Annotated in this window: 12 protein-coding genes; 6 read left to right on the top strand and 6 right to left on the bottom strand. The window is 63.0% G+C overall.

The annotated features are described in order from the left end of the window. The first annotated feature begins 277 nt into the window (after positions 1-277). Positions 278-2,431 carry a TonB-dependent receptor plug domain-containing protein gene (locus ACN9MZ_RS03755; protein ID WP_426340963.1) on the top strand — a complete coding sequence of 718 codons (2,154 nt, stop codon included), beginning with the start codon at positions 278-280 and terminating at the stop codon, positions 2,429-2,431. A 63-nt stretch (positions 2,432-2,494) separates the two neighbouring features. Here the strand turns inward: ACN9MZ_RS03755 and ACN9MZ_RS03750 are convergent, their stop codons facing one another. Continuing rightward, on the bottom strand, positions 2,495-4,447 hold the full coding sequence (locus ACN9MZ_RS03750) for an aminotransferase class V-fold PLP-dependent enzyme (protein WP_426340962.1): 1,953 nt from the start codon (positions 4,445-4,447) through the stop codon (positions 2,495-2,497). 100 nt (positions 4,448-4,547) lie between these two features. On the opposite strand from ACN9MZ_RS03750, the gene ACN9MZ_RS03745 reads away from it, so the two are divergent. Both ACN9MZ_RS03745 and ACN9MZ_RS03740 read left to right on the top strand, forming a co-directional pair. Further along, entirely contained in the window at positions 4,548-5,033 is a 486-nt protein-coding gene (locus ACN9MZ_RS03745) for an Lrp/AsnC family transcriptional regulator (RefSeq protein WP_426340961.1), read from the top strand. Positions 5,034-5,064: 31 nt separating this feature from the next. Next, the gene (locus tag ACN9MZ_RS03740) at positions 5,065-6,255 is read left to right on the top strand and encodes an HPP family protein (protein WP_426340960.1); all 1,191 of its coding nucleotides are present in this window, start codon (positions 5,065-5,067) and stop codon (positions 6,253-6,255) included. Here ACN9MZ_RS03740 and ACN9MZ_RS03735 read toward each other — a convergent pair. Further along, a complete protein-coding gene (locus ACN9MZ_RS03735) occupies positions 6,197-6,826 on the bottom strand; it encodes a TIGR02281 family clan AA aspartic protease (protein WP_426340959.1) in 630 nt (209 codons plus the stop codon). The two genes, ACN9MZ_RS03740 and ACN9MZ_RS03735, sit on opposite strands and share 59 nt — an antisense overlap. Before the next feature lie 93 nt (positions 6,827-6,919). On the opposite strand from ACN9MZ_RS03735, the gene ACN9MZ_RS03730 reads away from it, so the two are divergent. Next, complete coding sequence (locus ACN9MZ_RS03730; protein WP_426340958.1) at positions 6,920-9,142, top strand: DUF1631 family protein; 2,223 nt, start codon at positions 6,920-6,922, stop codon at positions 9,140-9,142. Positions 9,143-9,205: 63 nt separating this feature from the next. Here the strand turns inward: ACN9MZ_RS03730 and ACN9MZ_RS03725 are convergent, their stop codons facing one another. Next, positions 9,206-9,607 carry a hypothetical protein gene (locus ACN9MZ_RS03725; protein WP_426340957.1) on the bottom strand — a complete coding sequence of 134 codons (402 nt, stop codon included), beginning with the start codon at positions 9,605-9,607 and terminating at the stop codon, positions 9,206-9,208. Positions 9,608-9,769: 162 nt separating this feature from the next. On the opposite strand from ACN9MZ_RS03725, the gene ACN9MZ_RS03720 reads away from it, so the two are divergent. Then, the gene (locus ACN9MZ_RS03720; protein WP_426340956.1) at positions 9,770-11,587 is read left to right on the top strand and encodes a DUF885 domain-containing protein; all 1,818 of its coding nucleotides are present in this window, start codon (positions 9,770-9,772) and stop codon (positions 11,585-11,587) included. Between the two features lie 121 nt (positions 11,588-11,708). Here the strand turns inward: ACN9MZ_RS03720 and ACN9MZ_RS03715 are convergent, their stop codons facing one another. After that, positions 11,709-12,152, bottom strand: coding sequence for an acyl-CoA thioesterase (locus tag ACN9MZ_RS03715; RefSeq protein ID WP_426167663.1), 444 nt, complete (start codon positions 12,150-12,152; stop codon positions 11,709-11,711). 147 nt (positions 12,153-12,299) lie between these two features. Here ACN9MZ_RS03715 and ACN9MZ_RS03710 point away from each other — a divergent pair, with 147 nt between their 5' ends. Further along, positions 12,300-13,721 carry an ATP-binding protein gene (locus tag ACN9MZ_RS03710; RefSeq protein ID WP_426167661.1) on the top strand — a complete coding sequence of 474 codons (1,422 nt, stop codon included), beginning with the start codon at positions 12,300-12,302 and terminating at the stop codon, positions 13,719-13,721. Here the strand turns inward: ACN9MZ_RS03710 and ACN9MZ_RS03705 are convergent. Together ACN9MZ_RS03705 and ACN9MZ_RS03700 are read right to left on the bottom strand one after the other, a co-directional pair. Next, complete coding sequence (locus ACN9MZ_RS03705) at positions 13,665-13,970, bottom strand: Mpo1-like protein (protein WP_426167659.1); 306 nt, start codon at positions 13,968-13,970, stop codon at positions 13,665-13,667. The genes ACN9MZ_RS03710 and ACN9MZ_RS03705 overlap by 57 nt on opposite strands. Next, positions 13,945-14,580 carry an ArsR family transcriptional regulator gene (locus tag ACN9MZ_RS03700; protein ID WP_426167657.1) on the bottom strand — a complete coding sequence of 212 codons (636 nt, stop codon included), beginning with the start codon at positions 14,578-14,580 and terminating at the stop codon, positions 13,945-13,947. The genes ACN9MZ_RS03705 and ACN9MZ_RS03700 overlap by 26 nt, the downstream gene beginning before the upstream one ends. Positions 14,581-14,599: the final 19 nt, after the last annotated feature.

Here is a 14,599-nt window from a genome sequence, read left to right as displayed (position 1 = left end):
AAAAAAGGGTTCTCTTTCAAGGGGGCCTCACACTTATTCTTGGAACTGCCGTGCAGACGGGCAGTATGTTCCAAGCAATGTTAGGCGGGCGCACGGCACGCGACTGTTCGCTAGCGTACATATGGCTTTCTTACAGATCAGCGCGTTTCAGGCGCAAAATTTCGCGTCAGAAAGATCACGAGTTTTTTTGCCAAGTGAGGCGCATGACGGCCAATCGCTGCCAGGCCAGCGGCGGCAGTGTATGCTGTTAAGTTTCCCAAAAGCCACCGCCATTTGCATGAAGAAAATCGCTCTCCCCCTGTTGCTCATCGTCCAGGCCTTGAACGGCGCTTACGCACAAGAGCAAGCCAGCACCGACCAAGCCACGCCAAAAGTTGAAATCAAGGGCAGCGCGGCGATGGATATCCGCCGCAACGACACCGCGACCAAGATCGTGGTGACGCAGGAGGAGATCCTGAAAAATGGCGACACCAGCATCGGCGAAGTGCTCAAGCGCCTGCCCGGCATCACGCTGGACGGCGTGCAAGGCCGCGGCGGCAATATCCGCATGCGTGGCCTGGGCAGCGGCTACACCTCGATCATGTTGAACGGCGAGCCGGCGCCACCGGGTTTCTCGCTCGATTCGCTGACACCAGACATGATCGAGCGCATCGAAGTGATGCGCGCCGCCACCGCCGAGTTCAGCACCCAGGCCATTGCCGGCGGCATCAACATCGTGCTGAAGAAAGCCATCTCCACTGCGCAGACCGAGATCAAGGCCGGCCTGCAATCGGATAACGGCCAGCCCGGCGCCAGCGTCAACCTGCAAATGTCGGACCGCAAGGGACCGTGGTCGTATTCGATCGGCGGCGGCTTCCTGCACGGCGATTTCGATCGCCCCAGCCATACCGTCACCGAAGCTAGCGGCAGCGCACCATTGCTGCGCCGGGGCGAAGCCAGCAGCGAAGGCTACTTCCGCAACTTCAACCTGGCGCCGCGCATCAACTACGCGATCAAGCCGGGCGACGTGATCACTTCGCAGAGCTTCATTGCGGTCAACCGCTTCCGCGCCCACAACACGGAACGCATCAGCACCGTGTACGGCCAGGAGCCGATGTTCAGCAGCCTGGACCAGGACATCAAGGCCGACATGGAATTGTTCCGCACGGACCTGAGCTGGGCGCGCCCGCTGGCCGGCGGCGCCAAGCTGGATATGAAGGCAGGCCTCAACTACAACCACCGCAACGTGGGCGCGCCGAACCTGCAGACCGGCGCGCAGTTTGCGCGCAAGCGCACCGTCACTTCCGAGTCGACCGACAAGGGCTTCACCACGACCGGCAAGTACTCCAGCCCGATCGTGCCGGGCCACGCCCTGGCGAGCGGCTGGGATATCGGCTACAGCAAGCGCGATGAGGACCGCATCCAGCGCGAAGAATACCTGCGCGCGCCGGCCGGAATCGCGCCGCAGAACCTCGACGAAGTCTACTCCGCCGACGTGGCCCGCCTGGCGGCCTACGCACAGGATGAATGGAATGTGAGCGAGCGCTGGTCCGTCTACCTTGGCCTGCGCTGGGAAGGGGTGAACATCAAGAGCACAGGCACCGACTACGGCAGCATCGACAACAACTCCAGCGTATTGAGCCCGCTGTTCCAGACCCTGTACAAGCTGGGCGACAAGAAGAAGGACCAGGTGCGCTTCGGCCTGACCCGCACCTACAAGGCGCCGGGCGTGGGCGACCTGATCCCGCGCCGCTTCACTTCCAACAACAACAGCTCGACTTCGCCCGACATGATGGGCAACCCGAACCTGAAGCCGGAACTGGCCTGGGGCCTGGACCTGGCGTTCGAGCACTACCTGGGTGAAGGCGGCGGCCTGCTGTCGGCCAGCACTTACGCGCGCCGCATCGAAGACATCACGCGCCGCCGCGTGGATTTGATCGATGGCGTGTGGGTGTCGCGCCCGGTCAATGCCGGCACCGCAAACACTTACGGCATCGAGCTGGAAGCCAAGCTGCCTTTGCGCTCGATCATGAAGGCGGCACCGGGCGTCGAGATGCGCGCCAACCTGACGCGCAGCTGGTCGAAGCTCGACACCGTACCGGGCCCGGACAACCGCCTGGACCAGCAAGTACCGATCAGCGGCACCGTCGGCGCGGACTGGAAGCTGGACAAGCTGCCGCTGACGCTGGGCGGCTCCTACAGCTACCAGGGCGGCGGCGCAGTGCGCATCTCCGACAGGCAGTACGCCTATGCGGTGCCGAAGCGCGCGCTGGACTTGTACGGCTTGTGGAAATTCACGCCGAAGACGCAACTGCGCCTGTCGGCATCGAACATGCTGCATCAGGACAACCTGGCGCAGTCTTCCTACGTCGAGACCACCGGGCGACGCAGCGACACCACCATCACCCCGACCAGCGTCCTGTTCCGTGCAATGCTGGAAATGAAGCTCTAAGCCGGTTGGCACAAAAAAACGGCGGCCCGCAGGCCGCCGCAAACAGGATACAACCTCACAAAATCATGCAGCCAGCGCCAACTCCGGCGAGGCAAGCGCGACGCCGCCGGCCAGGCTGTAGGCATGCCGGTAGCCAAGGCGGCGCAGGCATTGCGCTGCTTTGGCGCTACGGTTTCCGCTGCGACAGAAGAACACCAACGGCGGCGGGTCGACGGCCGCCAGCCAGCCCGGCACGAAGGCCGCCAGACGGCTCAGCGGCACGCTTTGCGCTGCGCGCCCGCCGGGAATGCAGGCGGCTTGCTCGTAGGTTTCGCGCACGTCCACCAGCACGGCTTGCGGTTGCGCTTGCAGCAGGCGCGCCAGGGCGATGCTGTCCAGGTTCAGTTCCGTGCTCGCCATGCTGCCTTGCGCCTCGGCGCGCAAGCTGGTGCAGCAGGCGTTCACTTCTTCGCGGCCGGCGCATAGCAAAGCGTCGACGGGCACCTTGCCGGCAAGTTCGGACAAGGCCGCCAGGCCGGTGAAGGCGTAGTCGACTTTGTCGCCGCTGCACAGCAGGTAAGCCGAGCGCGTTGAATCCAGCGCCACTCGGCGCACCGCGCGTGCGCCGAAAGCGAAGCTGTCGGTTTCCGCGCGGCCGTCGCGCGTGCTGAGGCGCGCCGAGAGCTGGTAGCCGTGGCTGTGCAGCAGGCTGTCAATGCGTTCGCCCAGTTCGGCCTGGTGGTCGACCACGATGCATTGGCGCGAGGGCTCGTCCAGCAGCAGCCAGGTGTGATTGCCCGCCAGGCTCAGTTGCAGCACGCCTTCCGGCACGACGGCGCCGGACACCGGCGTATCCATCAGGCCTGCGTTGCGCAGCGCCATGCCGCAGCGTTCGATGCGGACGCAGGCTTCGTTGATGATCTCTTCGCTGGCCAGGGGGCCGAAGGACATGCGGACCGCGCTGCTGCTGCGCCAGGCCGGCAGTCCCATTGCATCCAGCACATAACTTGGTGCTGCCTTGGCGGCGGAGCAGGCACTGCCGGCGCTGACGCGCACATTGGCAGCGTCGAATACATCGAGCAGTTCCTTGCTCGACAAGCCGGGCACGGAGAAATTCAGGGTAGTCGGCAGCGCCTTGTCGAGCGGTGCATTGAATACGATGCCGGGGAAAGCTGCGCGCAAGCTGGCGGCCAGTTTATCGCGGAAGCCGTGCAGCTCCGACGGCGAACGGAAGGTGCCGCCTTCTTCCAGCACGGCCAGCACGGCGCCCAGCGCCGCAATGCCCGCCATGTTTTCGGTGCCGGAGCGCAGGCCGGCTTCCTGGCCGCCGCCCATGACGAGGGGCGTGTACGGCGCGCCTTCGCGCACATACAGCATGCCGATGCCTTTCGGCGCATACAGCTTGTGGCCGGAGAACGGGGCGTAATCGATGCGGGTGTTGCCGAGGTCGAGCGGCAGCTTGCCCAGGCCTTGCACGCAGTCGACCATCCACAGCGCCTTGCTGGCTGCCAGCGTGGCGCCAATGCCAACCAGGTCGGACACCACGCCGGTTTCGTTGTTGGCGGCCATGGTGCAGACGAAGGCCGCTTGCGGCGCCAGGGCGCGCAGCGCGGCCAGGTCGTGGCGGCCGTCGCCGTCCACCGGCAGCTTTTTCAGTTCGAGGCCCAGGCCCAGCAAGCGATTCCAGTGCGCCAGCGCTTCCGGCACGGCCTTGTGTTCGGTGGCGCCATACACCAGCAGGCCGCCGATCGCTTCCCCGCGCTCGCGGCGTTCACGCAGGGCGCACAGCGCCGACAGCACCGCGGTCTGGATGCCTTCGGTGGCGCCGCTGTTGAACATGATGCGGCCGCTGCCCACGCCCAGCAGGCGTTTGGCGCGCTGGCGCACGGCGTCCAGCATGGCCTTGGCCTTGAGGCCGGTGGCGTGCGTGCTGCTGGGATTCCCGAAACAATCACGCATGGCTTGCACCGCCGCGTCAATGGCAGCCGGCAGCACGCAGGTGGTGGCATTCCCGTCGAGGTAGATTTCTTTGCTCATACTCAATAGTTTACGAACTAGTCGTGAATCAGGCATTCCAAAATTACCTCAAACAAGCCTCAATGTAGAATAAGCATTCCAAATAACCATATAAATAAAAATGAATGATCTTGACCGCTTCGATTACGCGATCCTGGGGGCGCTGCAGGTCGATGGCACGCTGTCCGTGGCCGAGCTGGCGGAAAAGGTTGGCCTTTCGACCACGCCATGCTGGAAGCGCCTGAAACGCCTGGAGGAGGATGGCTATATCGACCGCCGCGTGGCGATCATCAACCGCCGCAAGGCGGGCTTGCCGGTGACCGTCTTTGTCAGCGTGCGCACCAGCCAGCACGACGAGAAGTGGCTGGCAAAGTTTGCCGCCGCCGTGGTGGCGCTGCCGGAAGTGCAGGAATTCCATCGCATGAGCGGCGACATCGATTACCTGCTGAAGGTCGTGACCACCGATATCGATGGATATGACCGTTTTTACAAGAAGTTGATCAAGGCCGCGCAGCTGACCGGCGTTTCGTCCGCGTTCTCGATGGAACAGATCAAGTACACCACCAGCCTGCCGCTTGACCTTGTGTCGCACGGGGCCGGTGGCTGAGAGTCACGGCCAACCGTGGGATAATGGCCGGATGCTGAATTCCGTGCTTCTTTCCCTGCTTCCCGCCCGCAGCAATACCAGCCAGCGCCAGCGCCTGCGCGCCAGTGTCGGCGCCCTGCTTGGCCTTCTGATAACCAGCTTCGCCGCCCACTACCTGCTGGGCGATAACGTGATGTGGCTGGTGGCCCCGGTTGGCGCTTCTTCCGTGCTGCTGTTCTGCCTTCCCGCCAGCCCGATGGCGCAGCCATGGGCCGTCATTGGCGGCAATGTGGTGTCCGGCTTGATGGGCGTGGCCTGCGTGCAGTTCTTCGGCCCCGGCCCGTTGGCGGCGGCACTGGCGACGCCGCTGGCGATTGCCGCCATGTACGCGCTGCGCTGCCTGCACCCGCCCGGCGGCGCCACGGCGCTGATGATGGTGATCGGCGGGCCGGCCGTGCATGCCATGGGCTATCGCCTGCCTTTGGGACCGGTGCTGGTGGACTGCGTACTGGTCGTGCTGGCGGCAATCGTCTACAACAACCTGACCGGACGCCGCTATCCCCACAGCCAGCAGCTGGCGCACCCGAACCCCCACGCAACAAAAGACGAGGTGCCGACGCTGCGCTTCGGCTTCCAGCCGGAAGACCTGGACGCGGTGCTGCGCCAGTACAACCAGGAACTCGATATCAGCCGCGACGACCTGGAAGAACTGTTCCTGAAGACCGAGATGCGCGCCTACCAGCGCCGCTTCGGCATCATCACCTGCGGCGACATCATGTCGAAGGACGTGGTGACGGCGGAATTCGCCACCCCGCTGGCCGATGCCTGGCGCGAAATGCGCCAGCACCGTATTGCAGCCGTGCCGGTCCTGAACCGCGTGCGGCGCGTGATCGGCATCGTCACCACCAGCGACTTCATGGCGCACGGCGGGCTGGACGACTACCACGGCATGCGCCGCCAGTTGCTGGATTTCCTGCGTCCGTCAGGCACCACGCATTCGGAAAAGCCGGAGGTGGTCGGCCAGATCATGGTGAAGCACCCGCGCACGGCCAGCATCGACACGCCCATCACGGAACTGGTGCCGCTGATGGCCGATTCCGGCTTCCACCACATCCCCGTGCTTGATCACGAAGACCGCTTTGCCGGCATCGTGACGCAATCGGACGTGGTGGCGGCGCTGTATGCTAGAAACGCTTTGTCAGCGTCAGAGTCCCCGACTCCGTCTTCATATCAAGCCGCTTGAGGACCGAGTTACCGAGCAGGATGACGTTCAGGCCGGCTTCGTTGATGGAGCCGTCCACGTTGGCAAATTCGAACTCGCCCACCTTCACCTTATCCAGCTTCACAATCCACACCGGCGCCATGCCGGCCGCCGTATTGGTGACGGCGCGGCGGCCCTTGTTCTTGTAGTCGATGCCCATCTTGCCTGCCAGCGCGGCGGGAATCGACACCAGCGTGGCGCCGGTATCGAGCATCATTTTCACCGGGAAGCCATTGATTTCGCCGGCCACCGCGTAATGGCCGTTCGTATCGGGCGACAGCACCATCGAATTGCCGCCACCATTTGACTTGGATGCGGCGTACTCGCCCAGGCGGATGACATAGCGTTTTCCGCCATCTTCAATGGTTGCCTCGCCCGACGTGACGCCAACCAGTCTGCTACCATCAGGCAGCGTGGCACCGACCGGGAAAGTGCGTGGTGCGCCCCCGTTGACCGATAACAGGGCCCTCTCTTTCATGGTGCCCACCAGGCTTACATCGGCCTGGGCCGACACTGCGGTTAACATCAAGGCAGCAACTAGCGCGATACGCATTGCAGGAAACTCCGGTCAAAATTGCATTTTGACACATTTTCGACCGTTAAATTGTTGACTGTTGGGCGCAACATTTCGATAGAATCTAGGCATATGCAAACGTTGAAAAGGGTGCTTGCACTCGCCCTAGAAGAAGCGCAAACAGGCTTTGCGACAATGTGCAAACGGATGACCGAGCAGGCGGACGCAGTATTGGGCGAAGCCCTGCGTACGGCGCCGCCGGCGGACCAGCGTCTTGCCGGGGCATGCCGCGTCTTCCTGCGTGAGCAGGGTGCTGCCATGCGTGCGCGCATGGAGCGCTCTTACGCAGGCTTGCTGGCGCGCGCCATGCAGACCATGCACACCGACCTGCGCACCGGGCTGCACGACTTCCGCGCCGATACCCTGACCCTGATCGATGACGAAGTGGTAACGCGTCAGATCGAAGTCGAGCGCCTGCTGTTGAAGCTGCGCGACGCGGACGAACTGAGCCTGGGCCACCTGAACCTGATCATCGCCCAGATGCACGGCGACAGCGAAGTGCGCGAGCGTGAAAACCCGTTCCGCCCTTACCTGCTGGCGCGCTCCCTGTACGACGCCCTGAGCGCCATGGTGGCAGACGAGGCGCAAAGCAAACTGCTGTTCGATACCTTGTCGCACGCCATGACGGCGGAGCTGGGTGAGTTCTACAACCGCCTGCGCGAAGTATTCGAATCGCGCGGCATCCGTTCGCGCCTGGTGGCACGTCCCTCGGCCCTGAGCCGGCTGGAGCAGGACCGCCTGGCATGGCAACGCGCCGCAACCGGGCAGGCCGACGCCGACGTCGCCATGCGCCAGCGCGTGGCGCGCCTGGGGGCGGTACGGAAGGAAATCCAGCAAGACTCGCCGCCCAGCATCCTGCACGGGCAAGCCGATGTGCCATCCAAGCCGGAACTGCAGGAGCTGGTCTTCAGCATGTTCAATCCCTCGGGCATCCGGCGCAGTGCGCCGCAGGCGCAGAACACGCTGCGCGTGCAGCTTGATACCGCCTTGCGCCAGCTCCAGCGCGAACATGCCGGCAGCGGCCCGCAACCGCCGCTGGCCCTGCTCGACCGCATGGCAAACCTGCCGCACAGTTCGGAACGCATCGTGGTGGAACTGGTCGGCCTGCTGTTCGAGTTCATCCTGAATGACGAGCAGCTTCCCAAAGGCATCCGCGAACAACTGAGCCGCCTGCACGCGCCCTTCCTGCGCGCGGCACTGAAAGACCTGGCGGTGCTGCAAGGCGCCCACCTGCCGGCGCGCCATCTGCTGGACCGCATCGGCAGCGCCGCGGTGGGCATCGGTGCCGATTCGACGCTGGTCGTGCCGCTGCAGGGCGAAGTGGAACGGCTGGTCAACCAGGTCTTGCAGCAATACGAGCACGACGCTTCCGTGTTCGCCGATGCGGCCCTGGAACTGGATAGCTTCCTGGCCGCCCTGCTGCGCGAATGCGACCCGGTGGTGCGCCGCTCGATGCCGGCCTTCGAACGGGCGGTGAAAGTGGCGCCTTTCGTGGCGGCCCTGGCGGACAACTTGCGCGGCCATCTCGAATCGGTCAATGTCGACCGCCGCATGATGGATTTCATCACCGGCACCTGGGCGCAGGTGATGGTACACACTTATGGCAAGCAGCCCGATTACGGCAAGCTGCTGCCGGAACTGGTGTGGAGCGCGCAGGAAAAAATCCTGCCGGAGGAACGCTCGGTGCTGATGAAAATGCTGCCGTCGCTGGGCCGCGAGCTGAGGGCCGGCCTGGCAACGATCGGCATGAGCGAAGCCGATGCGCAGGCGGCACTGGACCAGCTGGTGTCGCTGCACATGGATGTGCTGTCCAACAATATGCCAATGCCGACCACGCCGCGCATGAACGTGGCAGGCTTGCGCGAACGCTTCGCCGCCATTGACGCGGGACAGCCGGCGCTGGCCGCCACCACGCATGCCGATGCCTTGCCGGCACAGCCGCAGTTCAGCGCCGAGTTTGCGCTGCATGGCGTCCTGGCCACCGTGCAGCCCGACCCGGCACTGGCCCCGGTATCGAGCTACGAGGACGAATGGCTGCATTGGGCGCAAGCCGGCAACGGCTTCGAACTGCTGTCTGGCGGCAGTTACGTGCCGCTGCGCCTGGGTGCCGTGGCGGCGCGCAATGCAGGCTTCCTGTTCACGGCGCCGGACCACACCACGCCACTGGTGTACTCGCGCGCAGCCCTGCTGGCAGCCATGCGCGACGGCAGCCTGCGGCCGGTGGAATACTCGCCGCTGTTCGAGCGGGCAGTGGAATCGCTGATGACCGGCGCGGAGTCGCTGGACGCTACCTAAGGCCCGGGACTCGGCCCGCCGCGGCTCCCGGCCGGCCTGGCTGCCGGCGGATGCCGCCTGTTTTCACAGCGACGAGTCCTCGAATTGCCACAGGTACCAGCAGCCATCCTGCTGGCGGAAGCGGTAGAAATAAACCAGCGAATCCGAGTCGGGCCGGAACACGTTCAACTCCATTCCACCCGGCGTTGCGAGCTGCCTGGTCGACAGGTGATCGGACTTGATCATGTCTGCCAGCATGGCCGATGCCGCAAACTGCTCACGCGCTACCAGCGTTTTCTTTTCTTCCGCCGTCGCCAGCGATTCAAGCGGGAACACCGTGCGCTCGGCGGCGAACTGGCGATCGCTCATGTAGCGCGGCAGGAAGCTGTCGAACTTTTCCGCTACGCAGCCACGCTGCGCGGTTGGCGCCGTTGCGCATCCAGCCATCGCCGCCACTGGAATCATCATTGCCAGGATTTTTTTCATAGGGCCCGTGCCGCGGTTGATCATCAGGTGCGCTCTGGAGGGGGGACGATGTGCGGATACGACATGCGGCTCCCTCGTTCCAGATTAGCGATCTTGCAACATTGTAGCAGCGGGCTTGCTCGGCTATGCTTATCGCTCCTTCATTTACCCGGATCAAGAAAAATGAAACATCGTATTACCCTCGGCGCGTTGGCGGCCGCCGTTTTGCTGGCGTATGCCCCCGTCCACGCCAATGCTGCCGCGGCCAAACCTGCGGCGCTGGAAAAAGCTCCGGCCAAGAGCAATGAGGCGGCAAAGAAGCAGTTCTGGGCATTGGCCGACGAGTATTACGATGCCATCGCCAAGTTCGATCCGGTAGGCGCGACGCAGAATGGCGACAACCGCTTCGACGACCAGCTGGGCACCGCCATCTGGCCCGCCTCGCGCAGCAAGCAGTTCGACCTGTACCGCACTTTCACCAAGCGCCTGCAGGCCATCCCGCGCGCGCAGCTCAATCGCGGCGACCGCATCAGCTACGACGTGATGGGCTTCGAGCTGAAGACTTACCTGGCGTACGAGCCTTTCCCTGAACACCTGCTGCCGATCAGCCATATGGACAGCATGCCGGTCACGCTGGCCAACTTCTCGAGCGGCGACGCATCGCAGCCACTGACCACGGTCAAGGAATACGAAGCTTACCTGAGCCGCCTGAACCAGCTTCCAGCCTGGATCGACCAGGCCATCGCCAACATGAAGGAAGGCATGGCCAAGGGCATCACCCAGCCGAAAGCCATCATGATTGCCGCGCTGCCGCAGTTCCAGAAACTGGTCAGCGAAACGCCTGAAAAGAACATCTACTTCACGCCGGTCACCAAATTCCCGGCCAGCTTCAGCGACGCCGACAAGCAGCGCCTGGCCGCCGCTTTCCGCGCCACCGTGGCCGACAAGCTGAATCCAGCCTTGGCCAAGCTGTCCGCCTTCGTGGAGCAAGAATATATCCCGGCCTGCCGCACCAGCACCGGCTGGAATGCCCTGCCGAACGGCGACGCCTGGTACAAGGTACGCATCGCCGATGCCACCACCACCAGCAAGAGCGCCGAAGAAATCCACCAGACCGGCCTGCGCGAAGTGGCGCGCATCCAGGCCGAATACGCCAAGCTGGGCCCGAAACTCGGCTACAACGGCCCGGCCGCCGGCCTGCCGACCTGGGTGTCGCAGCAGCCGAAGTTCTTCCCGTTCAAAACGGAAGACGAAGTGCAAGCCGTGTACCACAAGCTGAACGACCTGCTGGACACCAAGCTGCCCGCCATGTTCACCCTGATCCCCAAGGCCAAGCTGGACCTGCGCCTGGAGCCTGAACTGAGCCGCGATACCGCATCCGACCACTACACCGCGCCGGCGCTGGACGGCTCGCGTCCAGGCGTGTTCTGGTCCGTGGTCACCGACCCGACCAAATACGGCAGCACCGGCATGAACACCTTGTTCCTGCACGAAGGCAAACCTGGCCACCACTTCCACATCGCCCTGATGCAGGAACTGGACATGCCGAAGTTCCGCAAATTCGGCGGCAATACCGCCTTCACCGAAGGCTGGGCGCTGTACGCGGAAACCCTGGGCAAGGAAATGGGCCTGTACGAAGATCCTGCCCAATACTTCGGCCACCTGAACGACGAAATGCTGCGCGCAGTGCGCCTGGTGGTCGACACCGGCATGCACGCCAAAGGCTGGACCCGCGAACAGTCGATCAAATACATGACCGAAACCCTGGGCGACGAAAGTGTCGCGCGCAACCAGACCGAACGCTACATGGTATGGCCGGCGCAAGCGCTGGCGTACAAGACCGGCGCCCTGAAGATCCAGGAGCTGCGCGCCAAGGCCGAGAAGGCCCTGGGCAGCAAGTTCACGCTGGCCAAGTTCCACGCCATCGTACTGGGCGACGGCACCGTGCCGCTGGCCCTGCTGGAATCCAAAGTCGACGCCTGGATCGCCGCATCGCGCTAACAGATGGGCCCGTGTCCCACCGTGGGGTCACACCCGAAGTGAGACACGACCTCAAGTGCGCAATGGCCGTGCCCGTGTCCCGTTTCGGGTGTGACCCCATGGTGGGACACGGGCTGGGCAGTTATTTCTTGAGGGCGTAGCGCTTGATGCGCTTGAGCACCAGCTCGGGCAGCGGCGAAATCTGTTTCGCGTGGTTGGCAAACACGATCTGCTGCCGGCCCACCGATACCGGGCTTCCATCGGCATAAAAGCGGAATTCAAGCCAGAACGAGCATTTCCTCACGTCGTAGGTATTTACCTCGCACGACACTTCCTGGAACGGGAAGGTCTCTTGCAGGTAATCATTCTGGGCATGCTTGGTAATAAATACCCCCTCCGCCTGCAGCATGTCGCGGGAAATACATTCATAAAACCACTTCTCCCGGCAAATGCCTTGCCATTCGAAATACCGCGCAAAGTAGGTATTGCCGTAGGCATTGGAATCCTTGAGGAAAATCGAAAGCTTGTGGTGGAAGGTCATTTCGGCTGCGGCAGGAGCGTCGGGGGCTGGGACGTGGACGTACATAGGACTATTTCTCCATAAAAGTAAAACGGCTTAATGCCAGCCCTTACTTTTTCCGATTGGCGCGCCGAACTATTGATATTCCTCAATACTTGTCTAATTTCTTGACAATAAGCTGTTAACAATCCCTTTTTAAGCTGAGGAAACTCAATGTATGCGCTAATTCCGGCATTGGTCTCAGCCCTATTTATCTGCTATGGGCTGTACGTATTGCGCTCGCGCGGCCCAAACCGGGTCGGCATGACCTTTTTTTCCGTATGCGCCACCACCTTCTTCTGGCAGGCGAGCTGGGCGCTGCTGTTCCTGACGCATAACGACACCACCGCCATGGTGTTGGCGCGCCTGGGCTACCTGCCCATCCTGTTCCTGCCGACCACGTTGTACCACTTCATCATCGAACTGACCGGCAGCAAGGACGAGCGTCCCGGCCTCTACCTCAGCTACCTGTTTGCCGGTGGCCTGGGCCTGCTGCTGCCAACCACGGACTGGATGCTGTCCGGGCTGCAGCATTATTTCTACGGCGCCTATCCCAAGGCCGGCTGGCTGCACCCGCTGCACCTGGCGCAGACCGTGATTGTGATCGGGCGCGCCTTGTGGCTGCTGTACCACCGCCAGCAGCGCGCGGTATCAACCGAGCGCACGCGCCTGCGCTATGTGCTGGTCAGCATTCTCATCTACTTCGGCGCGGCCAGCGATTACCTATGCAACTACGGGGTCGAAATGTATCCGCCGGGCGTGCTGTTCATCATGGCCTCCCTGGGCCTGATCGCCCAAGCCATGGTGCGCCATAACCTGCTGGCCGACCCGATGGCCGCTGCCGCCACCATCGCCCATGAAATGCGCACCCCGCTGGCCAGCATTCGCAGCCAGACCCGCATCCTGGCGCGCAACCTGCCCGAGCTGATCGCTGGCTACCGGCCGGAACACCAGGGCGCACTCGGCACGCGCCAGCTGGAACACCTGGGCGAGATTGCGCGCAGCATCGACGCCGAAGTGTCGCGCTCGAACTTCATCGTGGACATGTTGCTGGCCTCTGCGCGCGATGGCATCATGCGCAGCGAGAGCTTCGCCGTGCATTCCATCAGCGTCTGCGTGGATGAAGCGATGGCTTGCTATCCTTTCTCCGGAAGCGAACGCGCGCAGGTGCGCGTCACCATCCGCAACGAGTACAGCTTTCACGGTTCGGACGTACTGCTGATGTTCGTGCTGTATAACTTGCTGAAGAACGCGCTGCAGGCGGTGAAGGCCGGTGGCAGCGGTGCAGTGGATGTCGAGTGCTATTCCCGCGGCAACCATAACTGGCTGGTGGTAAGCGACAACGGCCATGGCATTGCGCCCGACGTGCTGCCGCACGTCTTTGAGCCGTTCTATACCACACACCGCAATGGCGGCGGCACCGGCATGGGCCTGGCCTTCTGCAAGCGCGTGGTGTCGGCCTTCGGCGGCGAGATTGGCTGCGAATCGGAGGCGGGGCGCTATACCCGCGTGGCCATCAGCCTGCCGCGCACGGCGCCCTCACCATGCAACCCGGCCCGTAAGCATATCGCGGAACATTACCCAGTCGCCCATTAGGCTGAACAACGGATACCTGAACGTGGCCGGCCGGTTGTGTTCAAAGAAGAAGTGGCCGACCCAGGCGAAACCGTAGCCCACCACGGGCAGCAGCCATAGCAGCGCCAGCTCGCCGCTGACGATGGCCATCGCCACCAGCAGCAGGACAATGGTGGAGCCGGCGAAATGCAGGCGGCGGCAGGTGCTGTTGGAGTGCTCCTTCAGGTAGAAAGGGTAGAACTCCTTAAATGTCCGGTAACGCGTCTCCATGCTCATCCTCCGGGTGGACTTCCTTGATGATGTGATCGAGGTCGGTATCGTCGCCCAGCACAAACACCTTGCGCTCTCCCAGCATCTTGAGAATGAATGGCTGCTGCTCGCGCAAGCGGCGCTGGAAGTCGTCGACGGAATACAGGTTGGGATTGATCTTGCGGCGCAGCAGGCGCTCGGCCACCGGCAAGCGGCTCAGCAGCTCGCCATACGTGGTGTTTTCGCCGATCAGCAGCAGCTCGACCGGCGCGCTGGAATCTTCCGCTTGCTTGACGGTGGTGCCGTAGACGAAAGCCACGCTGAGCTGCTTGCGCATTGGCGCCAGCGCCGAGTTCAGCACGCTGACCAGGCCGAAAGTCTTCTTGACCAGGCTGGCCAGCTCCGGATAGACCAGATTTTCCTTGTTGGGGCGAAACCGGCGCACATTGCCAATGCGTTCGGAAACGATCAGCCCCGATTCGTGCAGGCGCTTGAGCTCGCGCTGTGCGGAAGCGCTGCCCAGCCCTGTCAGGCGCATGATTTCATTGAGGTGGAATCCCTCATTCACGCGCACGAACAATAAGCCCAGCAGCTTTTGCTGGGCCGGGGTAAACAGGGCCGAAGCGATCATGAGCCAAATATTAGCATGA

Origin of the sequence: Pseudoduganella sp. S-14 (genome assembly GCF_049913285.1) — a bacterium.
Taxonomy (GTDB): Bacteria; Pseudomonadota; Gammaproteobacteria; order Burkholderiales; family Burkholderiaceae_D; genus Rugamonas.
The sequence above is the reverse complement of the archived record's forward strand: the minus strand, read 5'-3'. Positions and strand labels throughout refer to the sequence as shown.